Below are 25241 nucleotides of genomic sequence, written 5' to 3'. Positions count from 1 at the left end.
CGGCGAGGCCGCGCGGCTGGAGCAGCGCTTCTGGCAGCAGGGGCTGGACGCGGCACGGCCATGAGAATCCTGGTGGCCATGTCCGGCGGCGTGGACAGCAGCGTGGTGGCGGCGCTGCTGGTGGAGCAGGGGCATGAGGTGGTGGGCGCTACCCTCCAGCTCTACGACCACGGCGCCGCCATCCAGAAGAAGGGCGCCTGCTGCGCCGGCCAGGACATCCACGATGCGCGCCGCGTCGCGGAAAGCCTCGGCATCCCGCATTACGTGCTGGACCGTGAAAGCCGTTTCCGCGCCGCCGTGATCGATGATTTCGCGGCGACCTACGCGCGCGGCGAGACGCCCATCCCCTGCATCCGCTGCAACCAGACAGTGAAATTCCAGGATCTGGTGGCGCTGGCCCGCGACCTGGGCTGCGAGGCGCTGGCCACCGGCCATTACGCCCGCCGCGTTGAAGGCCCGCACGGCGCGGAGCTGCATCGCGCGGCGGACCCGGTGCGGGACCAGTCCTACTTCCTGTTCGCCACCACGCGCGACCAGCTCGATTTCTGCCGCTTTCCGCTGGGTGACATGCCGGACAAGGCGGCGGTGCGCGCCGTTGCGGAACGCCTCGGCCTCGCCGTTGCCGCCAAGCCGGACAGCCAGGACATCTGCTTCGTGCCGGAGGGCAGCTATGACCGCCTGGTGGCCAAGCTGCGGCCCGAAAGCGCGGAGCCAGGGGAGATCGTGGACCTCTCCGGCCAGGTGCTCGGCCAGCACCAGGGCATCGGGCGCTACACGGTGGGGCAGGGGCGCGGCCTCGGCCTCGGCGGGGGTTCGGGCGAGCGGCTGTTCGTCAGCGCCATCGAGCCCGGCCGGCGCCGCATCGTCGTCGCACCCCGCGCCGCGCTGGCGCGGACGGAGGCGGTGGCCGGCGAGGTGAACTGGCTGGTGGACCCGCCCACGGCGCCGCGCCCGGTGCAGGTGAAGCTGCGGGGCCGCGAGGCGCCGCGTGGTGCGACCGTGGCCTGGGACAGCGCCGCGCAGGTGATGCGTGTGACGCTGGACGAGGCCAACATCGTCGCCGCCGGCCAAGCCTGCGTGGTGTATGATGGCGAGCAGGTGCTCGGCGGCGGCTTCCTGCGCGCCGCCAGCGTTGACAGGGCCGAGGCGGCGGCGTAATCGCGGCCCCGCCTGCGGGGTCCATCCGAGCGGTGGACACGAGCCTGGGGCGGCGTAGCTCAGCTGGTTAGAGCACGGCACTCATAATGCCGGGGTCAGCGGTTCAAGTCCGCTCGCCGCTACCACAATTCCCTCACCCCGGCGGCAGCCGCAGCGCCCCATCCAGACGCACCGTCTCCCCGTTCAGCAACGGGTTCGCCGCCACCGCCAGCACCATCGCCGCATATTCCTCCGGTCGCCCCAGCCGCGCCGGGAATAGCGGCATCTTCCCCAGGCTCTCCCGCGCCTCCGCCGTCAGCGTGTCCATCAGCGGCGTGTGGAACAGCCCCGGCGCCAGCGTCACCACCCGCACGCCAAACCGCGCAAGTTCGCGCGCCGCAGGCAAGGTCAGCGCCACGATGCCACCCTTGGAGGCCGCATAGGCGCATTGCCCGATCTGCCCCTCATAGGCGGCGATGGAGGCGGTGGCGACGACCAGGCCGCGCTGGCCATCCGCCAGGGGCTCGTTCGTGGTCATGCGCGCGGCGGCCAGGCGCAGCAGGTTGAAGGTGCCGACCAGGTTCACCCGCACCACCCGCTCGAACATCGCCAGGTCATGCGGCCCCTGCCGGCCGGCGACGCGCCCGGCCGGGGCGATGCCGGCGCAGGCCACCGCCAGGCGCAGCGGCGCCAACTCCGCGGCCGCTTCCACCGCCTGCGCCATCGGCGCTTCCTCCGCCACATCCCCCACCACCGCGATGCCGCCGATGCGCGCCGCCACGGCCTCCGCCGCCTCCCGGTTGAGGTCGAGCACCACCACCTTCGCGCCAAGCCGCGCCAGCGCCTCCGCCGTCGCGGCGCCGAGGCCGGAGCCGCCGCCGGTGACCAGCGCGGATGCGTTCCAAAAATCCATGCTCAGCTCTCCCCCGCCTTGGCCGCGCGCTTTTCCAGGAAAGCCGCCAGCCCGGCCTGCGCTTCCGGCCCGGTCTGGGCGAGGGCGGCCATCATGCTCTCGACGAACAGCCCATCGTCCTCCGCCATGTCCTGGATGCGGGGCAGGGCCTGCAGCACGCCTAGCACGGTCAGCGGCGCCATCGCCGCCACCTTCGCCGCCAGCACCCCGGCCTGGTCCGCGGCACCGCCCGGATCGGTGAGGTAGGTGATCAGCCCGGCGCGTTCGGCGGCCGCGGCATCCAGCGCGCGGCCGGTCAGCATCATGTCCGTCATGCGCGGCGTGCCGAGGATGCGGGCCAGATGCACGCTGGCACCACCGCCGACGAAGATGCCGCGCGTGCCCTCCGGCAGGGCGAAGATCGCGGTGCTGTCGGCCACGCGGATGTGGCAGGCGCTGGCCAACTCCAGCCCGCCGCCGACACAGGCGCCGTGGATGGCGGCGATCGCCGGGATGCGGCCGGTGCGGATGCGGCGGAACGTCGCGTGCCAGCTGCGCGAGTGGTGGAACACCGCCTCCGCGCTGCGGGCGCCGTGTTCGGACAGGTCGAGGCCGGCGCAGAAGCAGGGGCCGTGGCCGAAGACCACCATGGCGCGCGCCGCGCCCTGCGCCTGCGCCACGGACGCATCCAGTGCCGCCAGCAGCGCATCATTGATGGCGTTGCGCTTGGCCGGGCGGTTCAGGCCGATCCAGGCGACGCGGTCGCGCAACTCCAGGCTGACCAAGGCTTCGGCCATCGGCGCCTCCCGTTTGTTATGGTCTATAACGATAGGGCTCGCCGCCAGCTGCGGCAAGCATTCAGGCCTCGGCGATGCGGCGCAGCGCGGCCAGCAGCGCGCGGCGTTCGGCCGGGCTCAGTCCCTCCGCCAGATCCCGCTCCGCCTGCGCTTCCGCGGCCTCTCCCTGCCGCAGCAGGGTGCGGCCGGCTTGTGTCAGGCGCAGGCAATTGGCGCGGCGATTGCCCTCCTCCTCCGTACGGCGGATCAGGCCTTCCTGTTCCAGCGCCGCCAGCAGCACGGTGAGGTTGGAGGGCTTGATGTGCAGCGCCTCCGCCAGCAGCGCCTGGCGGATATCCGGATTGGCCTCCAGCATCAGCAGCACGCCGAGCCGGCCGGGCGTCAGGCCGAGCGGGCCGAGGCCGCGATGCAGCGCATCGAAGCTCGCCTGCTGTGCCAGGCGCAGCCAGAAGCCGAGCTTGTCGTCGAGCGGCGAAAGATCGGGCTGCTCCGGCACCGTGCGGGCGTCGGCGGACAGGCGGCGGGGCTGGGCCATGGCGGTGCCTTACAGGATTTCACTTCCCGCTTGGAAGAGGGCGCGGGCCATACTATTATAGTACATAACAATCACGATGCCGGTTGCTGGTCGCCGGTGCGGGAGGAAGACATGTCCGCAGCCCGCAAGCCGATGGGCGCCGCCCCCGTGCGGATCGCGCGGCGGCCGGATGGCGCGGTGCTGGTCACGCCGGTGCCGGCGCTGGGTGCCTATCCGCGCTGCCTGACGGAACGGCTGCAGCATTTTGCCCGGGCTGCGCCGGAGCGCACGCTGATCGCGCAGCGGGAAGCGGGCGGCGACTGGCGGCGCATCAGCTATGCACAGATGTGGCAGGCGGTTCAGGCGCTGGGGCAGGGGCTGCTGGATCGCGGGCTGTCGGCGGAACGGCCGCTGGTGTTCCTCTCGGGCAACTGCCTTGACCAGGCGATGCTGACCCTGGCGGCGCTGCATGTCGGCGTGCCGGTGGCGCCGGTCTCGCCCGCCTATTCGCTGCTGGCGAAGGATTTTGCGAAGCTGCGGCACTGTCTTGATCTGCTGACGCCGGGCCTGGTTTTCGCCAATGACGCCGCGCGCTTCGCGCCGGCCATCGCCGCCGCGGTGCCGGCGGGGACCGAAGTGCTGAATGCGGTGCAGATGCCGGCATGGCTTGGCACGACGCCGACGGATACCGTGGCCGCCGCCGCCGCCACCGTGCGGCCGGATGACGTGGCCAAGATCCTGTTCACCTCGGGCTCCACCGGGCAGCCCAAGGGTGTGATCAACACGCATCGGATGCTGTGCGCCAACCAGCAGATGTTGCGGGAGGCGTTTCCCTTCATGGCGGAGGACCCGCCGGTGCTGCTGGATTGGCTGCCCTGGCACCACACCTTCGGCGGCAACCACAATCTGGGCCTGGCGCTGTACAATGGCGGCAGCTTCTACATGGATGACGGGCGGCCGGTGCCCGGCGGCTACGCCGAATCGCTGCGCAACCTCGGCGAGATCGCCACCTCCATCCACTTCAACGTCCCCCGCGGCTTCGAGGAGCTGGTGCATCACCTGACGCAGGATGCGGCGCTGCGGCGCGTGTTCTTCTCGAAGCTCCGGATGATGTTCTACTCCGCCGCCGGCCTGCCGCAGCATATCTGGAACGCGCTGGACAAGCTGGCCCTGGCCGAATGCGGGCGGCGTATCCCGATGTTCACCGGCCTCGGCGCGACGGAGACCGCGCCCTTTTGCCTGATCGTGCGGGAAGACTTTTCCGAGTCCGGCGCCGTCGGCCTGCCGGCGCCGGGCCTCGAGATGAAGCTGGCGCCGGTCGCCGGCAAGATGGAGGCGCGGGTGAAGGGGCCCTCCATCACGCCGGGCTATTGGCGCAACCCGCGGGCCACCGCCGCCGCCTTCGATGAGGAAGGCTTTTATAAATTCGGCGATGCGCTGGTGCCGCTCGATCCCGAAGACCTGCACAAGGGGTTCCGCTTCGACGGCCGCATCACCGAGGATTTCAAGATGGCCACCGGCACCTGGGTCAGCGTCGGCCCGCTGCGCGCCAGGCTGGTCGCGGCACTCGCCCCTTACGTGAAGGACGCCGTGATCGCAGGCCAGGACCGCGACAGCCTGGCCGCGATCCTGCTGCCGGACCGCGAGGCCTGTGCCGGCGTGGCCGATCTGCCGGCGCGGCTGGAACAGGGGCTGGCGCAGCTCGCCGCCACCGCCACCGGCAGTTCCAACCGCATCACCCGCGCCGTGCTGCTGGACGCGCCGCTGTCGCTGGATGCCGGCGAGATCACCGACAAGGGCTCGATCAACCAGCGCGCCGTGCTGGCGCAGCGCGCGGCACTGGTGGAACGCCTCTACGCCGACCCGCCCGGGCCGGACATCATCCGATTGGCGGAGATCTCGGCATGACCGCGCTGCACACCGAATGGCAGGATGCCTGGCTGCTCGCCGGCGCCCGCACGCCCTTCGCGGATCTCGGCGGCGTGCTGGCGAAGATTTCGCCGATCGACCTCGGCATCGCGGCGGCGCGCGGCGTGATCGCGAAAGCGGGCGTGGATGCGGCACGGATCGGCCATGTCGTCGCCGGCTCCGTCGCCCAGGCGAGCTTCGACGCCTACATGCTGCCGCGCCACATCGGCCTGTATGCGGGCGTGCGGATGGAGGTGCCGGCGCTGCTGGTGCAGCGCGTCTGCGGCACGGGGATCGAGGCGCTGGTGCAGGGCGCCAATGCGGTGGAGCGACAGGGCGCCGGAATCTCGCTGTGTGTTGGGGCGGAGAGCATGAGCCGCAACCCGATCGCCGCCTTCACCCACCGCACCGGCTTCGACCTCGGCGCGCCGGTGGAGTTCAAGGATTTCCTATGGGAGGCGCTGGACGATCCCGCCTGTGGCCTGTCCATGGGCGGCACGGCGGAGGAGTTGGCCAGGCGCCACGGCATCTTACGAACTGAGGTGGATGAATACGCCGCGCGATCCTTTGCGCGCGCGCTGGCGGCGCGGGACGCTGGCTTCTTCGAGGATGAGGTGCTGACCATCACCAACGCGACTTTCGCGCGCGAAGGCCTGCGCGATCGCGCCATCACCCTGCCGCGCAAGGTGGCGGAGCTGCAGGCGGATACGCATCCGCGACCCTCTCCCGCGGAGGCACTCGCGAAGATTCGGGCGGCCTTCGGCGGTGTGCAGACCGGCGGCAATTCCTCCGCCGTGGTCGATGGCGCCGCCGCCGCGCTGGTCTGCGACGGCGCCCATGCGCGGGCTGGCAAACCCCTGGCGCGGCTGGTGGCCGCCGCGGCGGTGGGCTGCCCGCCGGAGATCATGGGCATCGGCCCGGTGCCGGCGATCCGCGCGCTGCTGGAACGCACGCGCCTCACCCTCGGCGAGATCGACCTGTTCGAGATCAACGAGGCCTTTGGCGCGCAGGTCATGGCCTGTGCGCGCGAACTCGGCCTGGATGAGGCGCGGCTCAACGTGCATGGCGGCGCCATCGCGCTCGGCCATCCGCTGGCCGCCACTGGCATCCGCCTGGCCGTCACCTGCGCGCGCGCGCTGCGGCTGCGCGGCGGGCGCTACGGCATCGCCTCGGCCTGCATCGGCGGCGGGCAGGGCATCGCGCTGCTGATCGAGGCCGCCTGATGCCCAGTCTTGTGAACCGCCGTCGCCTGACCATCGAATGGGGCGATTGCGATGCCGCCGGCATCGTCTTCTACCCGCGCTATTTCGCCTATTTCGACGCCTGCACCGCCGCCCTGTTCCAGCATGCCCTCGGCATGAAGCAGATCGCCTGGGCGGCCACGCATGGCGTCATCGGCATCCCGATGGTGGATACGCGCGCCAAATTCTCCACCCCCTGCACCTTCGGGGACGAGGTGGTGGTGGAAACCCAGGTCACCGAGTTCCGCCGGTCCTCCTTCGACGTCACCCACCGCCTGCTGCGGGCGGATGGCGCCCTGGCGGTGGAGGGGTTCGAGACCCGCGTCTGGGCCGGCCGCCACCCGGACGACCCGGCGCGGATCCGTGGCGTGGCCATCCCGCCGGAGGTGATCGCGGCCTTCGGCTGATTATCCGTTGGTGCCCGGCCAGCAGCCGGGCATTGTTCGCAACAACAGGCGCAACGACGCCGCAGGAGGAGAGACCAAGATGAGCCTGACCATTCCCCGCCGAGGCGTATTGGGCCTCGGCGCCGCCGCGCTGACCGGCCTCGCCGCACCCGCCTTTGCCCAGACCCTCAACCGCCCGGTCCGCGCCATCGTCGGCTTCCCGGCTGGCGGGTCCTCCGACGTCGTGGCGCGGCTCTATGCCGAGAAGCTGCGCGGCATCTACGCCCCGAACATCATCGTCGAGGGCCGCGTCGGCGCCGCCGGACGCATCGCGGTGGAGGCGGTGAAGGCCGGCGAGCCGGATGGCAGCATCTACCTCCAGACCCCCGCCTCCATGCTGACCCTGCAGCCGCATGTCTTCCCGCGGGAGGTGCGCTACGACGCGCTGACGGATCTCACGCCCGTCTCCACCGTCTGTTCCTTCCCCTTCGCCGCAGCCGTGCCTTCCGGGCATCCGGCGAAGACCTTCCCGGAACTGGTCACCTGGCTGAAGGCGCAGACGGGGGATGTGCCCTTCGCCTCGCCCGCCGCCGGCTCCGCGCCGCATTTCCTCGGCGTGATGCTGGGCAAGGCGCTGAATGTGCCGATGACGCATGTGCCCTATCGCGGCGCCGCGCCGGCCATGCAGGACCTGGTCGGCGGGCGGCTGCCGCTGTTCATCGGCGTGCTCGGCGACATTTCGCCACAGCATGGCAGCGGCGCGCGGATGCTCGCCATCTCCTCCCCGCAGCGCAATCCGCGCTACCCGGACCTGCCGACCTTCGCCGAGCTCGGCCATCCGCAATTCACCAAGGATGAGTGGTTCGGCGTGGCACTGCCGGCCAATACGCCAGCCCCGATCGTCAATGGCCTGCACGCCGCCATCACCCAGGTGGCCCGGATGCCGGATATGGTGGCGGCGCTGGACCGGCTGGAATACCTGCCCACCGTCTCCGCCAGCCCGCAGGCCTTTGCCGACCTGATCCGGCGGGAACGCGACGAATACGCCACCATCGTGCAGGAAAGCGGCTTCCGGCCCGAGAACTGAGCATCCTGCCCACGGAAAGCCACGGAGCCGGGGCAATGTCACGCTGAAACCGGGTTGCATCCGCGCGCTGCCTTTGGGATGGGTGGCGTGCGGACCCTTCACGCCCGCGTGAGATGCCATGCTGGACGGCCAGATTCTACCCAACCCCACGCGCAACGCCCGGCTCGCCTGGGCGGATGCGGCCTGCCTGCTGCTGATCCTCGCCGCGGCGGTGCTGCTGCGGCTGACCAGCTTCGTCCCCGCCGTGGTCGATACGGATGAGGGGCTGTACATGGTGCAGGCCCGTGAATGGCTTGCCGGCGGCTGGCCGCTGGTCGCTGCCTGGGACATGCACCCGATCGGCGCGCCGGCGATGTTCGCCCTCGCTTTCCTGGCCTTCGGCATCTCCGTGGAGGCGGTGCGGCTGCTCGGGCTGATCTGCGTGATCGCCACCGGCTTTGCGCTGTTCGGCCTGGTGCGGGCGGCGGGTGCGCCGCGCAGCATAGGCGTGGCCGCGGGCATCGCCTATGCCGCGCATACCCTGCTGCTGAGCGGGCTGTGCACCAACACCGAATTGCTGATCGCGCCCTTCGTCACCACCGCCATGGCGATCGCCACCCATGCCGCGGCCCGCGCGCTGGGGCCGGCGCCGCGCGCGCCGGGCTGGGGCTCGCTGGTCGTGATGGGGCTGCTGGTGGGCTGGGCGCTGGTGGTGAAGCAGGTGGCGGTGCCGACGGGCTGCCTCGCCTTCGCCGTGCTGCTGGGCCCGGCGCTGTGGCGGCGCCTGCTGCCGTGGCGGCGGGCGCTGGCGATGGCGGCGGCCTATGCCGGGCTGTGCGCCGCGCCCTTCCTGGCCTTCCTGCTGGTCTATTGGGCGCAGGGCTGGCTGGCCGATTATCTCGACGGCTCGATCCTGGCGCCGTTCCGCTATTCCATGGAACGCATGGAGCCGGCGGAGGCGGCGCGGCGGATCGGCGCGGCGGCCGTGCAACTCACCCTGCTGTTCGTGGCCGCGCTGGTGGCGCTGGCGATGTGGCGGCCCAGCGGCGCGGCGCGTGGCCCGGCGGCGCTGCTGACGGCGGTGGCGCTGGCCTGGTTCGGCACCGCCAGCCTGGCCATTGCCGGGCCGGGCTTCTTCTTCGCGCATTATTTTCTTCTGTGGCTGCCGCCGCTGTCCCTGCTGGCGGCGGTCGGCGTCTGGCACCTGGCCCTGCTGGTGGCGCGGCCGGGCCTGACACGACCGGTGCTGGCCGGCATGGTGCTGGTGCTCGCGTTGCAGGGCTGGGTGCCGGAGATGCGGGACCGGCTGGATCGCGGGCCCGGCCTGATGCATCGCGACCCGGTGCGGGAAGTGGCGGCGGCGGTGGCGGAAGCTGCCGGGCCGGGCGGCGATGCCTTCATCGCCAATTACCACACCAGCGTCTACGTCATCGCCGGGGTCCGCATCGCCACCCGCTTTCCCTTCCCGCCGCACCTGACCGGCTTCTTCGAAGACCTGTCGGACACCAACACGACGGCCGAGCTGGACCGCGTGCTGGCCGCCCGCCCCCGCGTGATTGTGGTGGATCGTGCCTGGATGCAGACCATGCGCCCGGCGGCGGCGGCGCAGGTGATGGCGGCGGTGGCGGCGGGCTATGAGCTGGCTTCGACCGTGGCGGAGCGGCGCGGGCCGGTGGAGATCTACCGGGTGCGGGACCAGACCAGCCCGGAAGGCTGAGGCCGCGCCCTCAGCCCAGCAGCCGACTGATCGGCCGAGCAAACAGGAGCGAGGCCGACACCCCGCCTGTCAGCATCAACATGCCCAGCACCAGCAGTGAATCGATCACCGCGACATTGCGGCTGCCGAAGGCCAGTTGCCACACGCCCTGCAGGCAGGTTGCGGCCGCGAGTATCATGGCCAGGAAGGCGAATGCGGCGGCCGCCATCATCAGCACGGTGCCCTCCGACAGCAGCACGGGGCGCTTCACCAGCGCCAGGCCAGGCGGCAGCCACTGCTCGGGGAAGGGCACATGCAGCAACGCCGCGGACGCCATTGCCGCGAAGCCCAGCAGCAGCAATCCAAGCGAGATCAGCAGCAGCCCGCTGCCGCGGATCTGCCGGGGGGTCAGATGATGGTCGATGGCAAAGCGCCGGTAGAACGGAAAGCTGGTCATGCGCACCTCTGCCAGACAGCATCGGCCCATTCGGCGCAGTATACAAACTATTGTGAGAGTATTGCATCCGCAGGGCGCCTTACGGCCCTGGAAACCACGCGCCCGTCCGCCCGGTCAGCCAATAGACCGTCAGTCCCACCCATTCCCGCAGCGCCCATTCCGCATGGTTCAACTTGGTGGGGAAGGGGTTGTCCCACCACAGCGCCGGGTCATCACCGGTGGTGTAGTTCACCGGCCAGGCGGTGATGCTCCATCCCGCCGCGCGGAATACCCCCATGCTGCGCGGCATGTGGCTGGCGGATGTCACCAGTAGCCAGGTCTCGCCGGGCCGGGGGTTCAGCAGGCGGTGGGTGAAGACCGCGTTTTCATGCGTGTTGCGGCTTTCATTCTCCAGCACCACGCGCTGGGCCGGTAGGCCGAGATCGGTGAACAGCATCCGGGCGGTCTCGGCCTCGGTGGGGCCGGTCTGGTCCACGGCTGCTGTACCGCCGGTGAAGACCAGCCGCGCCTCCGGGTGGCGCAGCGCCAGCGCCACGCCTTCCGTCATCCGCTCCGCCGCGCCGTTCAGCGCCGGGATGCCGCGCGCCGCCGTCAGCCGCTGTTCTACCGCGCCGCCCAGCACGATGATGCCGGTGACCTGCGCCGGCGGCGTCGCCGGGCGCGGGAAGCGGTTCTCCAGCGGCAGGGTCAGCAGGGCTGCGACCGGCAGGGCGAAGACCGCGACATACCAGCCGAGCCCGAGCGCCAGCGGCCAGCGCCCGAAGCGGCGTCCGCGCCAGACCAGCGCGAGCCCGAGCACCGCCAGAATCAGCGCCAGCGTGTTCGGCCGCAGCACCGCCCAGACCAGCTTGGACAGCACGAAGAAGGCGTCCTGCATCACAGTTCCAGGATCCGCATGGGATGAGCCCGGCCGCGCAGCAGATCCGCCAGCGCCAGCAGATTGCCGCGGAAGCGCCCGAAGCGGTCCACATGCGGCTCCGGCGCCAGGGACCGCAGCGCATTCATCGCGGTATGGCGCGCGGCGGAGGGGATGGCGTGGCTCCAGGGGAAGGTGCCCTTGCGGGCCAGATAGACCGGGTTCGCCACCTGGCTGTAGCCGAGCCGAAGCCCGGACACGCGCCCGGATTTGCTGCCGAGATGCACGCCGCGCGCGCCCGCGAGCCGCAGGATGCGGCCATGCCGGCCGAGCGCGCGGGTCACGTCGATATCCTCGTACCAGCCATATAGCGGCAGCGCCTCATCCACCCGGATGCCATGGGCGCGCAGCGGGGCGAGGCGAAAGGCCATGTTGCAGCCATAGCCGTTGAAATGCGGCGTGACGGACAGCGCATCCTCCGGCGCCACATCGGCTTCCAGCAGGGCGCGGCCTTCCGCCACCGAAAGCCCCGGACCCTTGGCGCCATCCGCGATCACGGTGCCGGTGGTGACCACGCAGTCCGGATGCGTGGCCAGGATGCGCGCGGTCACCGCCAGGTAGTCCGGCGCCGGCAGGAAATCATCATCGAGGAACAGCACCGCGTCGCAATCCGCGCAGGCATCCAGGATGGCGTTGCGCTGGCGCGGCAGGCCGGCGGGGCTGGCCAGGAATTCCACCTGCGGAAAGCGCACCGGCAGGCCGGCCACATCCTCCTCCGTCACGTGGCAGACCAGCACACGATCCGGTGCGCTGGTCTGGCGCGCGATCTCGGCCAGCACCTCGCCCAATATGGCGGCGCGGCCGCGCGTCGCGATGCCGATTGCCAGCCGCATCAGCCGCCGTCCAGGGGTCGGCCCTGGATGGCCGGGCGGATGCGCCCGGCCGTCGCATCGCGCCGGATGTAGCCGCGCAGCCGGCCGAGGAAGGTCATGCCGTAATAGGCCGCATCGCGTGGCCGCAGCCGCAGCAGGCTCAGCGCCACACCGCCGAGCGGGCGGATCGCGAAGGGGGCCCAGACGCTGGCCGGCACGGAATGGCGCCGCAGCGCGAAGCCGAGGCCGTTGCCATACAGCCAGGCCCGCGCCACCGCGACCTCCGAAAGCCGCTTATCCGGGTGGATGACGCGCAGGGCGGGGTCATAGATCGCCTTGTAGCCAACCGTGACCGCGCGCAGAACCAGGTCGTTGCCCTCGGCCGAGCCGAGCGTCGTGCCCGGCCCCATCGTCTCGTCATAGCCACCGAGGCGCAGCGCCAGGTCGCGATGGAGCCACAGATTGAACTCGATGACGCTGGTCCAGGCATTGGCCGCGGTGATCGCGCCGGCTTCCCGCCGCCAGCGGCCGGAGCCGAGACCGCCCGCCGGATTCTCCGCTGGCCCGGTCAGGATCGCCAGCGTCGAGTCGGCCGCGAAGGCGGCATCGACGCGGGCCAGCAGCCCTGCCGGGTACAGGCAGTCATCGTCCGGGAAACTGACCAGCGCGCCGCGCGCCTGGCGCAGGCCGAGATTGCGGGCATGGTTGGCGCGCGCGATCGAGGATCGCAGATGCGTCAGCCGCAGCCGTTCCGCGAAGGGCGCCAGCAGCGGCGCCAGGCGACCATCCTCGTTCTGGTCCACCACGATCACCTCGACATCGTCGCGGGCCTGCAGCGTGACGCTGTCGAGGAATTCCACCAGTTCCGTGGTGCGGCCGCGGGTGGCGAGAACCAGGCTGAAACGGATGCTCATGCGGCCATCCCGCGCGCCACCAGCGCGTCCTGCACCACGGCCTGCATGCGGTCGCGGAAGACGGCGCGGGAGAAGCGCTGGGCATTGGCGCGGCAGGCTTCGGGCGAGATCGAGAGGGTTTCGAATCGGGTCACGGCGTCGATGAGGCTCTCCGGGGTCTGGTGCGGGAACAGCACGCCGGTGGCGTCGGGCTGCACGATATCGGTGGCGCCGCCACGGCCATAGGCGATCAGCGGGGTGCCGCAGGCCTGGGCTTCCACCATGCCGATGCCGAAATCCTCCTCCGCCGCGAAGACGAAGGCGCGGGCCGAGGCCAGCAGGGCGACGAGATCGGGCTGGCTGACGCGGCCGCGGATGGTGATGTTGGGTGCGTCACCCGCCGCTTCCCGCACCCGCCCCATCTCCGACCCGTCGCCGGCGATGATCAGGCGCTTCTCCGGCATCCGCCGGAAGGCCGCCGCAATCAGGTCGATGCGCTTGTAGGGCACGAGGCGGGAGGCGACGACGTAATCCGCGCCCTTGCTCGCCTGGAAGGGAAAGCCCTCAAGATCCACCGGTGGGTGGATCACCACGCTTTCGCGCCGCCAGGATTTGCGGATGCGCTCGGCGATCCAGGCGCTGTTGGCGGCGATCACATCCGGCCGCGCGCCGGAGGCGAAATCCCAGGCCCGCAGGCGCGACAGCAGCCAGCGCGTCAGCGCACCCTTCACGCCGCCCTCCATCCGCGCCTGGCGCAGATACTGGTGCTGAAGATCCCAGGCGTAGCGCATCGGGCTGTGGACGTAGCTGACATGCAGCGTTCCTGGCCCGGTCAGCACCCCCTTGGCGACGGCGTGGGAGGAAGACACCACCAGATCGTAGCCCGAGAGATCGAATTGCTCCACCGCGATCGGCATTAATCCCAGATAGTAGCGAAACCAGCGCCGCGCCCGTGGCAGGCGCTGGATGAAGGAGGTGCGCGGCACGCGTCCGCCAAGGAAGCCGCGCTCGGCCTCCGGCAGGAAATCGCAGACCACATGCAGGTCGGCATCGGGAAAAATCGCAAACAACTGCTCCAGCACCCGCTCCGACCCGGCGTAGCTGTCGAGCCATTCATGGATGATGGCGGTCTTCATCGTAACTCCAGCAGGCCGAGCAGCCGGTCCGCCGCGGCGGGCCAGGAAAAGGTGGCGGCACGGGCGCGGCCGGCGAGGCGCAGATGCTCGGCGAGGATCGGGTCCTCCAGCAGCCGCGCCAGCGCCGCGGCGGGGGTGTTCGGGCCTTCCGCGTCGAACCACAAGGCGGCATCGCCACAAACTTCCGGCACCGCACCGGCGGCGGCCGCCAGCACCGGGCAGCCGCACCACATCGCCTCTAGCGGCGGCAGGCCGAAACCCTCATAGCGTGAGGGGAAGATCAGGCAGAGCGCGGCTTCATACAGCGCCCGCAACTCGCCATCGCTGACCCGGCCGAGTGCCACCGCGGAATCGACATCGCCGGCATTGCGGAACACCCCGGCATCGGCCGCGCCGGCCACCGCCAGCTTCATGCCGCGGGCGGCCAGCAGCGCCACCGCATCGCGCAGCGCATCCAGGTTCTTGTGCGCGGCGCGGGTGCCGACGGCCAGCACGAAGCGGCCGGGCTGCAGCCCGTGCCTGGCCAGCACATCCGGCTCCGCCGCATCGCGCAGCGCATGTTCGCCGCCCTCCGCCATCACGCCGATCCGCGCGGCGGGCAGCCCCAGATGCAGCGAAAGCCGGGTGCGGGAGAATTCGGAGACGGTGACGATGCGGGCGCCGCGGCGCGGCAGGGTCCAGTGCAGGGCGCGGTACCAGGCGCGGAAGGCGAAGGAATAGCTCTCGGGCGTATCGAAGACCCCGGCATCGTGGATCACCAGCGTCTGCCCCCCGCCCACCCGCAGCGGCGCGGTATTTCCGAGGTTCAGCAGGTGGCAGCCGGCCAGCGCGCCGGGCAGGTCGAATTGTTCCCAGGGCTGGCCGCTGCGGCGGCCGATGCGCTCCACCGGCAGCCCGGCGAATTCGCCCGGCGCGCCGGGCGGGGCGAGCAGGCGGATCGGGTGGCCGGTGGCGGCGAGTGCCGTCACCACCTCCCGCGAGAAGCGCTGCACGCCGCTCATCTTCTGGGTCAGGAAACGGGCGTTGATGGCGAGGGTCATGCCGGTTCTCCGCGCAGCACGGCGCGGATGCGCCAGGGGCGGCGCAGCAGGCTGCGGGCATCGCGCCGCTCCGCCGCGGTCAGTGCCAGCGTGCCGGCGAGGAGGAATGCCGCCAGGGCCGCCAGGGCGAGGGGGATCGGCAGCAGGCCGGGCAGCAGGATGGCGAGGCCCAGCCCGCCCGCGAATAGCGGCAGGGCCAGCTGGCGCGCGGCCTCGCCCGCCGGGGGGTAGAGCCGCGTCACCAGCCACAGCCGGCCAAAGACGTCGGTGGCGCAGCGCAGCGCCCAGGCGGCAGCCGCCCCCTCGATGCCGAGCGACAGCAGCAGCAGGGCGGAAAGCGGCAGGAAGACCAGCGCCTGCAACAACTGCCACTTCGCATTGGCATCCGGCCGCCCGATCGCATCCAGCAGCGCACCGGGGGCGAAGGCGGCGCAGGAGAAGAACACGCCGACCGACAGGATCTGCAGCACCCGCCCGCCATTCGCCGCGAAATCCGGCCCGAGCCACAGCCCGAGGATTTCCGGCCCCCAGACCACCAGCACCAGGCAGGCCGGCAGCACCGCTGCCATCACCAGCAGCGCGCCGCGGCGCAGCAGCCCCGCGGTGGCCTCGGCATGGGACAGATAGGCGCTGGCCATGGCCGGCAGCAGCGCCTGCGCGACGGCGACCGGCAGGATCCACATGCGCATGACGAGGTCCAGCGGCGTGGCGTAGTAGGCCACCGCCGCCAGCGTCAGCAGCGCGCCGACCAGGAAGCGGTCGGCATAGAGCAGCGCCTGGGTCAGCACGCCCGACGCACTCATCCAGCCGCCCATCCGCAGCAGCGGCGCGACCAGAACCCAGCGCGGCCAGGCGGGGCGCAGCCCGGGCAGGTCCCGCCGCGCCAGCCAGGCATAGGACAGGGTATTGGCCAGCCGGCAGGCCAGCAGCGCCAGGATCACGCCGACCAGGCTCTGCCAGACCATCAGCACCAGCACCGGGCCGAGATAGTAGAAGATGGCGACGGGAATGGCGGCGAGATTGGCTTCCCGGAAGCGCTGATGCGCCGCCAGCGTGCCCCAGAGCGCCGCATTCACCACCACCAGCGGCGCCGCGGCACAGAGCCAGCGAAAGGCGGTGATCGCCTCCGCCTGCAATTCCGGCGGGGTGTTCAGCACGCCGGTTACCAAGGCGGGGATGAAGGCGAAGGCCAGGGCTGCGATGAGGGCGCTGAGAAGCGCCAGGGCGCTGATCGCGGCGCCGGCGAGTTCCGCCGCACCCTCGATCTCACCAGCGCCGATGCGGGCGGACAGCGCGCGGGTCAGCGCCGCGCCAACGCCGAGGTCGAAGACGCCGAAGACGCCAACGAGGGCGAGTGCCAGGGTGAACAGCCCCCAGCGGTCCACGCCCATCTGCCCGATGAGAACCGGCGTCAGCGCCAGCGCGAGAAGCAGGGGAAGCCCGCGCCCGGCGGCATTCCACAGCGTGCCGGAAAGAAGCCGCCCGCCAGAGGCGCGATGTTCGGCCGAATCGGCCATGACTGCGCCATTCCTGCCTGGCCGGCCGCGAAGGCCGGCCCCTGGTTGTACTCCGGCGCGGTATGAACCGCGCCGCCGCCGATGGGAAGCGGCAGCGCCGCCCTCAGTAGGCGCCGCGCCGCGCCAGCACCGCCATCGGGGTGCGGAGCAGGATGCGGATGTCGTTCAGCACGGAAGGGTGCCGGGCATAGGCCACATCCATCGCCACGCGCTGGGCGTAGGAGGTGTCATTGCGGCCGCCGATCTGCCAGGGGCCGGTGATGCCCGGGCGAACCGCCATGTAATGGGTGGAGGCCGGGCCGTAATACACGGCAAGCTCGGCGGCCTGCACCGGGCGGGGGCCGACCAGGCTCATCTCGCCCTTCAGCACATTGATGATCTGCGGCAGCTCATCCAGCGAGGTGGCGCGCAGGAAGCGGCCGATGGCGGTCACGCGCGGGTCGGCCTTCAGCTTGCGCGTGGCCTCCCATTCCGCGCGGGCCTGCGGGTCGCGGTCCAGGAGCGCGGCGAGGCGGCGATCCGCATCCGCCACCATGGAGCGGAACTTCAGGCAGCCGAACAGGCGCCCGCCACGGCCCACACGTTCATGCGCATAGAAGGCGGCGCCGCCATCCAGCTTCACCAGGGCGGCAATGATCACGAAGACCGGCAGGCAGAACAGCAGCAGCGTGGCCGCGCCGACCACATCCAGCGCGCGCTTGGCAAAGGCCTGCGCCGTCGGCGCGGCAGCCAGCGCAGGCCCCTGCGGCTCGACCGCCGAGGGGGCGTAGGCGAAGAGAGAGCTGCGGGTTTCGCGCTCTCGAACCAGTGCATGGACGACTTCCAGGCCAGGCATGGAGGGTCCTCATGATGCGGCGGGGGCCGCGAGGTTTGGTGAGACCGGACCCCTGGCCGATCCCCCCCGGCGCAAGGCCGGTGGCGGATCAGGTCGGGGTCCATTCCCTTGAGATGTGAAATAGTCACTGGGCCGGGCGGGTTTGCGACGCGCTTGCGGCGGGATTGTGGCGCGGGCCGAAACCCGTGCGGAACCACGAAAAATTCCCTGATCCGCCGCTTTTCAGGGCTCATTCTCGCCCAGGTTGTGCCATAATTGGGCATGCACAACCCGGCGCGCCGCAACGCCCCGCCTTCGCGTCCCGAGACGCCCACCCCGCCCAAGCCGCCGCGCCGCCCCGGTGCGCGTTGGGGCCTGCCAGCCCCCCGCCACCGCAGCCCGGCGCGCGGGCTGGTCTTGGCGGTGGCGCTGTCCGCCGTGTTCTGGGGGGCGGTGGGGCTGCTGGCCTGCGGGCTGCCGTTCCAGGGGCGGGCGGCGCAGGCCTGGACGGCGATTTCCGCCGCGGCGAAGTTGCTGTAGACGACGCGGCCTCCGTCCCAAGGGCCGCCACGCTGACCGACCGCCAGACCGCGATGCTATCCTACCTGGCGGCGCTCGCCCTTGGCATCGGGCTGGCGCTGTGGGTGTTTCCGCTGGATTTCCTGTTCCCGGTGGCCGGGCAGGGCTGGCGCCCGGCCGGCGACGCGGCGCAGCACATGGTGGCGCAGCGCTACCTGATGGCCGATGCCTGGCGCTGGCCGCCGACCCTGGCGCTGAACCTCAACACCCAGGCGGGCGGGATGAACACGGCCTTCGCCGATTCCATCCCACTGCTCGCGCTGCCGCTGAAGGCGCTGCGCGATTGGCTGCCGGAGGGTTTCCACGGCGTCGGCCTGTTCTACGGCCTGGCCTGGCTGGCGCAGCCGGTCGCCGCCGTCTTCGCGCTGCGCAGCGCTGGGGAGAAGCGGCTGCTGCCGGCGCTCGGCATCGCACTCGCCGCGGCGTCGATGCCGGCGTGGATCGGGCGCTTCGGCCATGCGGCGCTGTGCGGGCATTTCCTGCTGCTGCTGGGATTGGGGATCTATCTGCGGCTGGTGACGCGGCCGCGCGTTTCGCTGTGGCTGGCGGCGGGGGTGCTGCAGGTGGCGGCGCTGCTGGTGCACCCGTATCTGGCGGCGATGACGCTCGCGCTGCTCGGCGCGGTGCCGGCGACGCGGCTGCTGCGCGGCGAGGCCTTCATCGGGCCGGCCCTGGCGGTGGCCGTCTGCCTCGGCGCCGTGGCGGCGGTGATGGCGGGGTTCGGCTATCTCGGCGCGCAGGGCGATGGCGGCTATGGGCGCTACGCGCTGAACCTGCTCTCGCCCTTCTGGCCGGCGGGGTCCCTGTTCTCCGGCTGGCCCTGGTCGCCGCAGCTCGATGCCACCGGGCATGGCGGGTGGGAGGGCTACAACTGGCTCGGTGTCGGGCTGCTGGCGGCGCTGCTGGCCGGGCTGCTGCTGCGGCCGCGCTTCGCCTGGCGCAGGCTCGGCCGCCATGCCGGGCTGGCCGTGGTGCTGCTGGGGCTGACGGCGCTGGCGGCGTCCTTCCAGGTGGGGTTCGGCCAGCGCATCGTGCTGGACCTTGGCCCGCCGCCGGCGGTGCTGGAGCAGTTCCGCGCCTCCGGCCGCTTCTTCTGGCCGGTGGCCTATGCACTGCTGCTGGCCGCGATGGTGCTGCTGGCCCGCGTGCGGCCGGTGCTGTGCCTGGCGGCCGGGCTGCTGCAATTCGTCGACGCCACGCCATTGCGCGCCGCCATCGCCGGATGGGCGCAGGCCCGCCCGGCCTGGCACATCGATGCGCCCGCACTCCGCGCCGAATTCGCCACCGCCCGGGCGCTGACCCTGCTGCCGAGCTGGCATTGCGTGACCCCGCCCGATGCCGCCGGCAGCCACGCCCTGACCCTGGAAATCCTGGCCCTGGCCGCGGAGCGCGCCGTGCCGGCCAGCACCATGTATGTCGCCCGCTGGCGCGAGGCCCCGGTCTGCCGGGACGAGGCGCTGGCTTCGGCCCCGCTGGCCCCCGGCGAGCTGCGCCTGTTCCTGCCCGCCGCACAGCCCGCGCTGCTGCCGCTGGTCCCCGCCGCCGATTGCCGAACCCTCGGCCCGGCCCCCCTTGGCCAGTTGGAGGGCGGTCAGCTCATCGGCTGCCGCTGATTCGTCTCGCTCGGGATGTGGCGTTCCACGATGTACAGCGGCCGGCGCTTCGTCTCGTTGAAGATGCGGCCGAGATACTCGCCGATGATGCCCAGCGTCATCAGCTGCACGCCGCCGAGGAACAGCACCACCGCCATCAGGCTCGGGTAGCCGGCCACCGGGTTGCCGTAGAGGATGGTGCGGATGATGATCAGCACGCCATAGACCAGCGCCGCGATCGCCGTCAGCAGGCCGAGATAGGTGGCGATCTTCAGCGGACCCACGGTGAAGGCGGTGATCCCCTCCAGCGACAGGTTCCACAGCTTCCAGTAGTTCCAGCTCGATTCCCCCGCCGCCCGCGGGTCGCGGTCATACAGCACGGGGGTGGAGGGGAAGCCGACCCAGGCGAACAGCCCCTTCATGAAGCGGTGCTGTTCGCGCAGGCCCAGCAGCGCATCCAGCGCGCGGCGGCTCATCAGCCGGAAATCGCCGGTATCGGCGGGCAAATCCACCTTGCCGCCGATGCGCTTCATGACGCGGTAGAAGCCCGCCGCGGTGGCCTTCTTCAGCCAGGTCTCGCCAAGGCGCGCGCGGCGGCGGGCATAGGCGACGTCGAAACCCTGCTGCCAGGCGGCGACCAGGTCCGGGATCACCTCCGGCGGGTCCTGCAAATCGGCGTCGATCACCACCACCGCCTGGTCCGCCCCGGCATGGTCCAGCCCGGCGGTCAGCGCGATTTCCTTGCCGAAATTCCGGCTGAGATTGACCAGCGACACCCGCGCATCCGCCGCCCGCAGGCCGAGCATGACGCCGAGCGTGCCGTCGCGGGAGCCGTCATTCACATAGACCACCTCCCACGGCAGGCCGATGCCCTCCATCACCGGCACCAGCCTGGCGTGGAAGGCGGGCAGCACCTCCTGCTCGTTATAGGCGGGCACGACGACGGAAAGCGCCGGGCGCGCGGTGGCGCCGAGCGGCAGGGGGGGCAGGCGGGTGGCGGTCTGCGTGGACATGGTGGGCATCCTGCCAACGACCTGCGGCGAATTCGGGGCAGTTGACGCGCTCAACCGGCCTGCTGATCCTCAGCGCGATGTCAGACCCGCCCCCGGCGCCCGAAACCATCCGCGACCTGCTGTCCTACCGCATCCACCGCCTGGCCAATGCGCTGAGCCGGGGCGCGGCGCGGCGCTATCGGCGGGATTTCGGCGTGAGCCTGATGGAATGGCGCATCCTGGCGCTGCTCGGCGGCTTCGCGCCGCTGACGCTGCGCGACCTGGCGCGCGAATCCGGCCTCGACAAGGCGCAGGCATCCCGCGCGGTGAAGGCGCTGGTGGCGCGCGGCCTGGTGGAGCGGGCGACCGGCGCGCAGGATGCGCGGGAGGTGGCGCTGCGCCTGTCCGAAACCGGCGCCGCCTTGCAGCACGGCCTGATGCAGGCCGCCCGCGAACGCGACGAAGCCTTTCGCGCCGCATTGCCCCCCGGCACGCTGGCGGCGCTGGAGGAGGCGATCCGCCTGCTTCAGGCCGAGGCGCGCCGACAGACCCCCAAGGAGTAGCGATCATGGAACTCATCGACCTGTCGCGCGAGATCTTCCACCGCACCCAGACCAACCCGAGCCACCCGCCGGTGGTGATGACGGTGTGGAACGACCATGCGGAGAAGAAGGTGGCCGGCGCCACCACCTTCACCAGCAAGGCGCTTTTCCTGTCGATGAGCGACCATGCCGGCACGCATGTGGACGCGCCGGTGCATTTCGACCCTCGGCCGGGGGCGGCCAGCATCGACCAAGTGCCGCTGGAGAAATTCTACACGGAGGCGATCTGCCTCGACCTGTCCCATGTGCCGCTGAAACACGCGGTGACGGTGGCGGAGATGGAGGCGGCGCTGGCGGCATCCGGCCAGGAGATCCGGCCGGGGGATACCGTGCTGATCCATATGGGGGTGAATGCAAGGCTGCTCGGCAAGCCCGGCTATCTGCACGACTTTCCGGGGCTGGCGGTGGAGAGCGTGCATTGGCTGGCGGACCAGGGGATTGGCATGTTCGGGGTGGAGGCGATCAGCCCCGCGCCGGAAGGGGAGCTGAATTTTCGGGCGCATATGGCTTGTGCGGAGCGGGGTATTACGCATATGGAATGTCTTGCGAATTTGGAGGCCGTGGTGGGGCGCGGGCGGTTCCGGTTTATTGGGTTTCCACTGAAGATACGCGGGGGCACGGCGAGTCCGATCCGGGCTGTGGCGGTGGTGGGGTAGGATAGGTAAAGTCTCAAGAATAGGACGCGGTGACTCTGCGCGACGCGATGAGGGCAGCGGCGGACGAGGAAGCATTTCTATGTCAACGACACCTCATGAACTTCACACCTTTATGGCACAGATAACAGAAGAGATGGCCTCTGAGTACGGCCGAATCTATGCGCGAGCCGCCGAAGATCCTGGTACGGCAGGTGATGAGGGGGAAGAAAATTGGGCTGCCTTACTGCGAGAATGGCTGCCCCCCAACTACCACGTGAGAACAAAGGGGCGCCTCCTGAGCCATGACGGTACCACGTCACCTCAAATCGACGTCCTGATATTAAAGCCATCCTATCCAAGGAAACTACTTGAGAAAAAAATTTGGCTAGCAGACGGCGTAGCCGCTGCGTTTGAATGCAAAACAACTTTAAAGGCCGTGCATGTCGCCGATTCAGTCAAGAGGTGCGAGGCATTTAAAAATCTAATTAAACCGCGATTCGGTTCGCCGCGACGCGAGCTTCGATCTTCCCCCATTTATGGGGTGCTCGCCCACTCCCATTCCTGGAAGGGTAAGAAATCGAAACCTGAGGAAAACGTGGCTCAGGCCCTGCACAGCGCAAGGGAAAAAATCACTCATCCGCGCTTCGAGCTTGATGTTATTTGTGTTGCAGATCTAGCAACGTGGACCTTTTCATACGCGCCCTATTATGCTGCCTCCTGGTTCCCCAGCATACAGGAGGAACTACAAAAAGAACTTGGGGGTGATTGGGGGGTTATCACATCCATGGTGTGCGCGTCTCCAGGGACGCAGAGACAAGAATTGACGTTCAGACCGATTGCCGCCCTGTTAGCTAACGTAATACAAGGCCTCGCCTGGAGCGACATTTCGATGCGCGACCTTGCTGACTATTACAGGCTAGTAAACATGTGGGGCTCGGCCGAGGGTCCGCAGCGTCGTTGGCCGGCATCGGTTTATTCTACAGAGGTCTTTAACGGCCTCTCAGAGGGAAAGTTTACAACCGGATTAGACTGGGACGAATGGTCACTTGCTGGACTTTAAGGAAGGGGCAAGTCTGATTTTTCGGGTGGACAAAGCTGTTTTTGGCCTGGGGTTGAAGTGCGTCGTCACCGCGAACAGCTCGCCCCCCCCAGCACACAAAACTTCGCGCAATGCGGGTGGTTCAGCGCCACCGGCCGAGCCGCCTCCGTCAGGGTCGCCCCCAGCTCGAATTGCGGGTCGTAGGGCAGCAGGGTGCAGGCCACCACCGCCGGGCGTTCCGCGCCGCGGCGCTTCACCACCATGCGGGAAGACGCGCACATCATCTGGTCCGGGTGCTTGCCGAGGATCCCCCAGCACGCCTCGGTAATCTCCGGCACATCCACCGTCGCGTCCATTTCCGGAAACAGCATCAGCGCCAAAGGGTCCGTGGCGTCGATCGGAATGGCGTGTTCCGCGAAAACCCGGGCGAAGCCGGCGCGCATCGCCGCCTCATCCTCCCCGCCGAAGCTGGCGCGGCCGGCGACATGCACGCGGAACCCGTGCCGCGCCAGCCAGCCGAGGCCCTCCAGACTCGCCGCGAAACTGCCTTCGCCGCGTTCGAAATCATGGTGCGCGGCGCTGTGGTGGTCCAGGCTCACGCGCAGCGTCAGGCGGTCCGTATCCACCCGGTCCCGCAGCGCCAGCAGCTTCTCCGCGTAGCGGCGCAGCGGCTTCATGGCGTTGGTCAGCACCAGCGCCCGCAGCGCGCCGGGGCGGGTCAGCACATCCTCCAGCATCGGCAGCAGGCCCGGGTTCATGAAGGGCTCGCCGCCGGTGAACCCCACCTCCCGCAGCGGCAGCGCGCCGGCCTGCGCCTCATCCAGATAGGTCGCGACTTCGCCAGCGGAGATATAGGCCAGCGCATCGTTGCGCGGGCTGCTTTCCATGAAGCAGGCGCGGCAGGTGATGTTGCACAGAGACCCCGTGTTCACCCACAGCGTCTCCAGCCCCGCCAGCGCCACCGTCGCCCGGCGCTCCCCCTTGGCGGTTACCCTCGGGTCCTGGAATTTCTCGGCGGCGAGGGGGCGCGGGATGGTCGGGCTGAGCGTGGACAAATCGCGATCCTTCTGGCGGTGCGGGAATGGCTCAGCGCAGCTTCGCCGGCCGGGACTGTGGGGTTACGCCCCCTTCATTCGCCCAGCAGGAAACCGCGCAGCGCCGCGGCCACGTCCTCCGGCGCCTCCTCCATCGGGACATGGCCAAGGCCGGGCAGGGTGACAAGGCGGCTGTCTTGCAGCACGCGCTGGTAATCCGCGGCGTGGGCGGCCGGTACCATGCCATCCCGTTCCCCCCACAGCAGCAGGACGGGGGCGCGGATGGTGGCCAGGATCGGCTCCGGCGGCGGCAGCAAATGGCCGGCCATGCGGTCCACGATGGCCTGGCGCACGCCAGGGGCCAGCATCATGTCACGGTAGCGCTCGAAGCGGTCCTGGGTCAGCACCGCAGGGTCGCCATAGGCCGGCGCCAGGCTGGCGCGCAGCAGGCGTTCCGGCAGGGTGTAGGGCAGCACCCGCATCAGCAGCGGCACGCGCGGCGCGGCGCCGTAGCCCTGGCCGGGGGCGGCGAAGCCATCGGGCGCCATCAGCACCAGCCGCATCACGCGCGCGGGCTGTGCCGCGGCGAAGCGCCAGGCGATGCGCCCACCCATGGAACTGCCGAGGATATGCGCCTGCGCCACGCCCAGGCGGTCCATCAGCGCCGCGATCAGCGCAATCGCGCGCGGGTCGGAATAATCGCCGGAGGGGTCGGGGCCGGTCAGGCCGAATCCGGGCAGGTCCAGGCGAATCACCCGCAGCCGGTCTTCCAGCAGGGCCGCCACCTCATCCCAGGTGTGCAGGCTGCTGCCGAAGCCGTGCAGCAGGATCAGGGCCGGCGCCTCCCGCGGCCCCGTGTCGCGCAGATGCAGGCGGACGCCGTCGATCTCCAGAAAAGCGGAGGGGGCGGCGGCATAGCGCGCCTCCAGCGCCGCGCGGGGGCGGTCCGGGGCATAAAGCCAGAAGCCGGCCACCAGCAGCACGGCCAGCAGCAGGGCGGCGATCAGGATCAGGGCGCGCATGGCGGATCGTTCTTCATCCCGGCGATAGATGCGGAGCTGCGCGCCGCTGTCGATGCCCCGGCCGCCGAATTCCTGCCGTCACGCCGGTTGCAGCCGGGCGAGGCAGCCGAACCAGTCGCGGCCCGACACGCCCGCATCCGGCAGCGTCACCCGCAGCGCGGCGGCACCGGGGCGGGCGAAGGTCAGCGTGCCGCCGCCGAGCAGGGCCAGCACCCGGCGCTGCGTGGCCGGCGATAGCGGCTGCGTCACGCCCGCCCCCTCCGCCCCGCGGGCGGCGAGGCGGCGGGACCAGGCGCCTTCCGGCCCGCGAAACGCCAGGCTGAGGATGCGCGGCGCCGCATCGGTGCCGCGCGCCACGAAATCGACCCGCGCCTCCGGCCCGGCGGTGACGGAAAGCGCGGCGTCCGGATGGGTGATGCGGGCGGTGCAGGTGTTGCTGGCGGTGCTGAAGGACCAGCCGGCCGCAACCTCATGCAATGGCGGCGGCGGCCGGGCGGCGGCGGGGGGTGCGGGGGGCGGGCGGG

At 70.5% G+C, this 25241-nt stretch carries 26 protein-coding genes and 1 tRNA gene; 12 read left to right on the top strand and 15 right to left on the bottom strand.

Annotation, left to right across the window (positions count from 1 at the left end; genetic code table 11):
* The first annotated feature begins 60 nt into the window (after nucleotides 1-60).
* Both mnmA and Q8S40_RS16910 read left to right on the top strand, forming a co-directional pair.
* On the top strand, nucleotides 61-1158 hold the full coding sequence (gene mnmA / locus Q8S40_RS16915; RefSeq protein WP_305671305.1) for a tRNA 2-thiouridine(34) synthase MnmA: 1098 nt from the start codon (nucleotides 61-63) through the stop codon (nucleotides 1156-1158).
* A gap of 48 nt (nucleotides 1159-1206) precedes the next feature.
* Nucleotides 1207-1283, top strand: a tRNA-Met gene (locus tag Q8S40_RS16910).
* Between the two features lie 8 nt (nucleotides 1284-1291).
* Here Q8S40_RS16910 and Q8S40_RS16905 read toward each other — a convergent pair.
* From Q8S40_RS16905 to Q8S40_RS16895, 3 genes are all read right to left on the bottom strand, one after another.
* Nucleotides 1292-2050, bottom strand: a complete 759-nt coding sequence (locus tag Q8S40_RS16905; protein ID WP_305671304.1) for an SDR family NAD(P)-dependent oxidoreductase — start codon at nucleotides 2048-2050, stop codon at nucleotides 1292-1294.
* Nucleotides 2051-2052: 2 nt separating this feature from the next.
* Nucleotides 2053-2826, bottom strand: a complete 774-nt coding sequence (locus Q8S40_RS16900) for a crotonase/enoyl-CoA hydratase family protein (protein ID WP_305671303.1) — start codon at nucleotides 2824-2826, stop codon at nucleotides 2053-2055.
* Between the two features lie 61 nt (nucleotides 2827-2887).
* Nucleotides 2888-3361: a MarR family winged helix-turn-helix transcriptional regulator gene (locus tag Q8S40_RS16895; protein ID WP_305671302.1), complete on the bottom strand. Its 474-nt coding sequence runs from the start codon at nucleotides 3359-3361 to the stop codon at nucleotides 2888-2890.
* A gap of 111 nt (nucleotides 3362-3472) precedes the next feature.
* On the opposite strand from Q8S40_RS16895, the gene Q8S40_RS16890 reads away from it, so the two are divergent.
* The 5 genes from Q8S40_RS16890 (at nucleotide 3473) to Q8S40_RS16870 (ending at nucleotide 9658) form a co-directional block, all read left to right on the top strand.
* Nucleotides 3473-5248, top strand: a complete 1776-nt coding sequence (locus Q8S40_RS16890; RefSeq protein ID WP_305671301.1) for a feruloyl-CoA synthase — start codon at nucleotides 3473-3475, stop codon at nucleotides 5246-5248.
* Nucleotides 5245-6471 carry a thiolase family protein gene (locus Q8S40_RS16885; protein WP_305671300.1) on the top strand — a complete coding sequence of 409 codons (1227 nt, stop codon included), beginning with the start codon at nucleotides 5245-5247 and terminating at the stop codon, nucleotides 6469-6471. Before Q8S40_RS16890 ends, Q8S40_RS16885 begins: the two co-directional genes overlap by 4 nt.
* Nucleotides 6471-6896 carry a thioesterase family protein gene (locus Q8S40_RS16880; RefSeq protein WP_305671299.1) on the top strand — a complete coding sequence of 142 codons (426 nt, stop codon included), beginning with the start codon at nucleotides 6471-6473 and terminating at the stop codon, nucleotides 6894-6896. Before Q8S40_RS16885 ends, Q8S40_RS16880 begins: the two co-directional genes overlap by 1 nt.
* Nucleotides 6897-6975: 79 nt before the next feature.
* Nucleotides 6976-7962: a tripartite tricarboxylate transporter substrate binding protein gene (locus Q8S40_RS16875; RefSeq protein WP_305671298.1), complete on the top strand. Its 987-nt coding sequence runs from the start codon at nucleotides 6976-6978 to the stop codon at nucleotides 7960-7962.
* A 118-nt stretch (nucleotides 7963-8080) separates the two neighbouring features.
* On the top strand, nucleotides 8081-9658 hold the full coding sequence (locus Q8S40_RS16870; protein ID WP_305671297.1) for a glycosyltransferase family 39 protein: 1578 nt from the start codon (nucleotides 8081-8083) through the stop codon (nucleotides 9656-9658).
* 10 nt (nucleotides 9659-9668) lie between these two features.
* Here Q8S40_RS16870 and Q8S40_RS16865 read toward each other — a convergent pair whose 3' ends face one another.
* The 8 genes from Q8S40_RS16865 to Q8S40_RS16830 form a co-directional block, all read right to left on the bottom strand.
* The gene (locus Q8S40_RS16865) at nucleotides 9669-10094 is read right to left on the bottom strand and encodes a hypothetical protein (protein ID WP_305671296.1); all 426 of its coding nucleotides are present in this window, start codon (nucleotides 10092-10094) and stop codon (nucleotides 9669-9671) included.
* Nucleotides 10095-10173: 79 nt separating this feature from the next.
* The gene (locus Q8S40_RS16860; protein WP_305671295.1) at nucleotides 10174-10971 is read right to left on the bottom strand and encodes a YdcF family protein; all 798 of its coding nucleotides are present in this window, start codon (nucleotides 10969-10971) and stop codon (nucleotides 10174-10176) included.
* Nucleotides 10971-11843 carry a glycosyltransferase family 2 protein gene (locus Q8S40_RS16855; protein ID WP_305671294.1) on the bottom strand — a complete coding sequence of 291 codons (873 nt, stop codon included), beginning with the start codon at nucleotides 11841-11843 and terminating at the stop codon, nucleotides 10971-10973. Before Q8S40_RS16855 ends, Q8S40_RS16860 begins: the two co-directional genes overlap by 1 nt.
* On the bottom strand, nucleotides 11843-12736 hold the full coding sequence (locus tag Q8S40_RS16850) for a glycosyltransferase family 2 protein (RefSeq protein ID WP_305671293.1): 894 nt from the start codon (nucleotides 12734-12736) through the stop codon (nucleotides 11843-11845). The genes Q8S40_RS16855 and Q8S40_RS16850 overlap by 1 nt, the downstream gene beginning before the upstream one ends.
* Nucleotides 12733-13851 carry a glycosyltransferase gene (locus Q8S40_RS16845; protein ID WP_304811964.1) on the bottom strand — a complete coding sequence of 373 codons (1119 nt, stop codon included), beginning with the start codon at nucleotides 13849-13851 and terminating at the stop codon, nucleotides 12733-12735. The genes Q8S40_RS16850 and Q8S40_RS16845 overlap by 4 nt, the downstream gene beginning before the upstream one ends.
* Entirely contained in the window at nucleotides 13848-14891 is a 1044-nt protein-coding gene (locus Q8S40_RS16840; RefSeq protein WP_305671292.1) for a glycosyltransferase family 1 protein, read from the bottom strand. The genes Q8S40_RS16845 and Q8S40_RS16840 overlap by 4 nt, the downstream gene beginning before the upstream one ends.
* On the bottom strand, nucleotides 14888-16408 hold the full coding sequence (locus Q8S40_RS16835; RefSeq protein ID WP_305671291.1) for an oligosaccharide flippase family protein: 1521 nt from the start codon (nucleotides 16406-16408) through the stop codon (nucleotides 14888-14890). Before Q8S40_RS16835 ends, Q8S40_RS16840 begins: the two co-directional genes overlap by 4 nt.
* Before the next feature lie 103 nt (nucleotides 16409-16511).
* Entirely contained in the window at nucleotides 16512-17243 is a 732-nt protein-coding gene (locus Q8S40_RS16830; protein ID WP_304811973.1) for a sugar transferase, read from the bottom strand.
* Nucleotides 17244-17504: 261 nt separating this feature from the next.
* On the opposite strand from Q8S40_RS16830, the gene Q8S40_RS16825 reads away from it, so the two are divergent.
* Together Q8S40_RS16825 and Q8S40_RS16820 are read left to right on the top strand one after the other, a co-directional pair.
* The gene (locus Q8S40_RS16825) at nucleotides 17505-17762 is read left to right on the top strand and encodes a hypothetical protein (protein WP_305671290.1); all 258 of its coding nucleotides are present in this window, start codon (nucleotides 17505-17507) and stop codon (nucleotides 17760-17762) included.
* 53 nt (nucleotides 17763-17815) lie between these two features.
* Nucleotides 17816-19414, top strand: coding sequence for a DUF6311 domain-containing protein (locus Q8S40_RS16820; RefSeq protein WP_305671289.1), 1599 nt, complete (start codon nucleotides 17816-17818; stop codon nucleotides 19412-19414).
* On the opposite strand, the gene Q8S40_RS16815 is transcribed toward Q8S40_RS16820, so the two are convergent.
* Nucleotides 19393-20373 carry a glycosyltransferase family 2 protein gene (locus tag Q8S40_RS16815; RefSeq protein WP_370690781.1) on the bottom strand — a complete coding sequence of 327 codons (981 nt, stop codon included), beginning with the start codon at nucleotides 20371-20373 and terminating at the stop codon, nucleotides 19393-19395. The genes Q8S40_RS16820 and Q8S40_RS16815 overlap by 22 nt on opposite strands.
* 110 nt (nucleotides 20374-20483) lie before the next feature.
* Here Q8S40_RS16815 and Q8S40_RS16810 point away from each other — a divergent pair, with 110 nt between their 5' ends.
* From Q8S40_RS16810 to Q8S40_RS16800, 3 genes are all read left to right on the top strand, one after another.
* Complete coding sequence (locus tag Q8S40_RS16810; protein ID WP_305671288.1) at nucleotides 20484-20948, top strand: MarR family winged helix-turn-helix transcriptional regulator; 465 nt, start codon at nucleotides 20484-20486, stop codon at nucleotides 20946-20948.
* Between the two features lie 5 nt (nucleotides 20949-20953).
* Nucleotides 20954-21643: a cyclase family protein gene (locus Q8S40_RS16805; protein WP_305671287.1), complete on the top strand. Its 690-nt coding sequence runs from the start codon at nucleotides 20954-20956 to the stop codon at nucleotides 21641-21643.
* A gap of 79 nt (nucleotides 21644-21722) precedes the next feature.
* Nucleotides 21723-22682, top strand: coding sequence for a DUF6602 domain-containing protein (locus Q8S40_RS16800; protein WP_305671286.1), 960 nt, complete (start codon nucleotides 21723-21725; stop codon nucleotides 22680-22682).
* A gap of 65 nt (nucleotides 22683-22747) precedes the next feature.
* Here the strand turns inward: Q8S40_RS16800 and Q8S40_RS16795 are convergent, their stop codons facing one another.
* The 3 genes from Q8S40_RS16795 to Q8S40_RS16785 all read right to left on the bottom strand — a co-directional run.
* A complete protein-coding gene (locus tag Q8S40_RS16795; protein ID WP_305671285.1) occupies nucleotides 22748-23716 on the bottom strand; it encodes a radical SAM protein in 969 nt (322 codons plus the stop codon).
* 74 nt (nucleotides 23717-23790) lie between these two features.
* Complete coding sequence (locus Q8S40_RS16790; protein WP_305671284.1) at nucleotides 23791-24717, bottom strand: alpha/beta fold hydrolase; 927 nt, start codon at nucleotides 24715-24717, stop codon at nucleotides 23791-23793.
* A 78-nt stretch (nucleotides 24718-24795) separates the two neighbouring features.
* Nucleotides 24796-25241, bottom strand: a 446-nt coding sequence (locus Q8S40_RS16785) for a hypothetical protein (RefSeq protein ID WP_305671283.1), incomplete at its 5' end; no start/stop codon positions are given.

It is taken from the genome of Falsiroseomonas sp. (genome assembly GCF_030695085.1).
Classification (GTDB): Bacteria; Pseudomonadota; Alphaproteobacteria; order Acetobacterales; family Acetobacteraceae; genus Falsiroseomonas.
This window is presented reverse-complemented; position numbering and strand designations above follow the sequence as displayed.

What these genes read in the sequence shown, in the direction of transcription:
- Q8S40_RS16855 (WP_305671294.1), bottom strand. Translation starts at nt 11,843, where the DNA reads ATGCGGCTGGCAATCGGCATCGCGACGCGCGGCCGCGCCGCCATATTG.
- mnmA (WP_305671305.1), top strand. Translation starts at nt 61, where the DNA reads ATGAGAATCCTGGTGGCCATGTCCGGCGGCGTGGACAGCAGCGTGGTG.
- Q8S40_RS16865 (WP_305671296.1), bottom strand. Translation starts at nt 10,094, where the DNA reads ATGACCAGCTTTCCGTTCTACCGGCGCTTTGCCATCGACCATCATCTG.
- Q8S40_RS16890 (WP_305671301.1), top strand. Translation starts at nt 3,473, where the DNA reads ATGTCCGCAGCCCGCAAGCCGATGGGCGCCGCCCCCGTGCGGATCGCG.
- Q8S40_RS16840 (WP_305671292.1), bottom strand. Translation starts at nt 14,891, where the DNA reads ATGACCCTCGCCATCAACGCCCGTTTCCTGACCCAGAAGATGAGCGGC.
- Q8S40_RS16810 (WP_305671288.1), top strand. Translation starts at nt 20,484, where the DNA reads ATGTCAGACCCGCCCCCGGCGCCCGAAACCATCCGCGACCTGCTGTCC.
- Q8S40_RS16860 (WP_305671295.1), bottom strand. Translation starts at nt 10,971, where the DNA reads ATGCAGGACGCCTTCTTCGTGCTGTCCAAGCTGGTCTGGGCGGTGCTG.
- Q8S40_RS16845 (WP_304811964.1), bottom strand. Translation starts at nt 13,851, where the DNA reads ATGAAGACCGCCATCATCCATGAATGGCTCGACAGCTACGCCGGGTCG.
- Q8S40_RS16830 (WP_304811973.1), bottom strand. Translation starts at nt 17,243, where the DNA reads ATGCCTGGCCTGGAAGTCGTCCATGCACTGGTTCGAGAGCGCGAAACC.
- Q8S40_RS16835 (WP_305671291.1), bottom strand. Translation starts at nt 16,408, where the DNA reads ATGGCCGATTCGGCCGAACATCGCGCCTCTGGCGGGCGGCTTCTTTCC.
- Q8S40_RS16805 (WP_305671287.1), top strand. Translation starts at nt 20,954, where the DNA reads ATGGAACTCATCGACCTGTCGCGCGAGATCTTCCACCGCACCCAGACC.
- Q8S40_RS16790 (WP_305671284.1), bottom strand. Translation starts at nt 24,717, where the DNA reads ATGCGCGCCCTGATCCTGATCGCCGCCCTGCTGCTGGCCGTGCTGCTG.
- Q8S40_RS16905 (WP_305671304.1), bottom strand. Translation starts at nt 2,050, where the DNA reads ATGGATTTTTGGAACGCATCCGCGCTGGTCACCGGCGGCGGCTCCGGC.
- Q8S40_RS16875 (WP_305671298.1), top strand. Translation starts at nt 6,976, where the DNA reads ATGAGCCTGACCATTCCCCGCCGAGGCGTATTGGGCCTCGGCGCCGCC.
- Q8S40_RS16825 (WP_305671290.1), top strand. Translation starts at nt 17,505, where the DNA reads ATGCACAACCCGGCGCGCCGCAACGCCCCGCCTTCGCGTCCCGAGACG.
- Q8S40_RS16800 (WP_305671286.1), top strand. Translation starts at nt 21,723, where the DNA reads ATGTCAACGACACCTCATGAACTTCACACCTTTATGGCACAGATAACA.
- Q8S40_RS16880 (WP_305671299.1), top strand. Translation starts at nt 6,471, where the DNA reads ATGCCCAGTCTTGTGAACCGCCGTCGCCTGACCATCGAATGGGGCGAT.
- Q8S40_RS16885 (WP_305671300.1), top strand. Translation starts at nt 5,245, where the DNA reads ATGACCGCGCTGCACACCGAATGGCAGGATGCCTGGCTGCTCGCCGGC.
- Q8S40_RS16820 (WP_305671289.1), top strand. Translation starts at nt 17,816, where the DNA reads ATGCTATCCTACCTGGCGGCGCTCGCCCTTGGCATCGGGCTGGCGCTG.
- Q8S40_RS16870 (WP_305671297.1), top strand. Translation starts at nt 8,081, where the DNA reads ATGCTGGACGGCCAGATTCTACCCAACCCCACGCGCAACGCCCGGCTC.
- Q8S40_RS16895 (WP_305671302.1), bottom strand. Translation starts at nt 3,361, where the DNA reads ATGGCCCAGCCCCGCCGCCTGTCCGCCGACGCCCGCACGGTGCCGGAG.
- Q8S40_RS16900 (WP_305671303.1), bottom strand. Translation starts at nt 2,826, where the DNA reads ATGGCCGAAGCCTTGGTCAGCCTGGAGTTGCGCGACCGCGTCGCCTGG.
- Q8S40_RS16850 (WP_305671293.1), bottom strand. Translation starts at nt 12,736, where the DNA reads ATGAGCATCCGTTTCAGCCTGGTTCTCGCCACCCGCGGCCGCACCACG.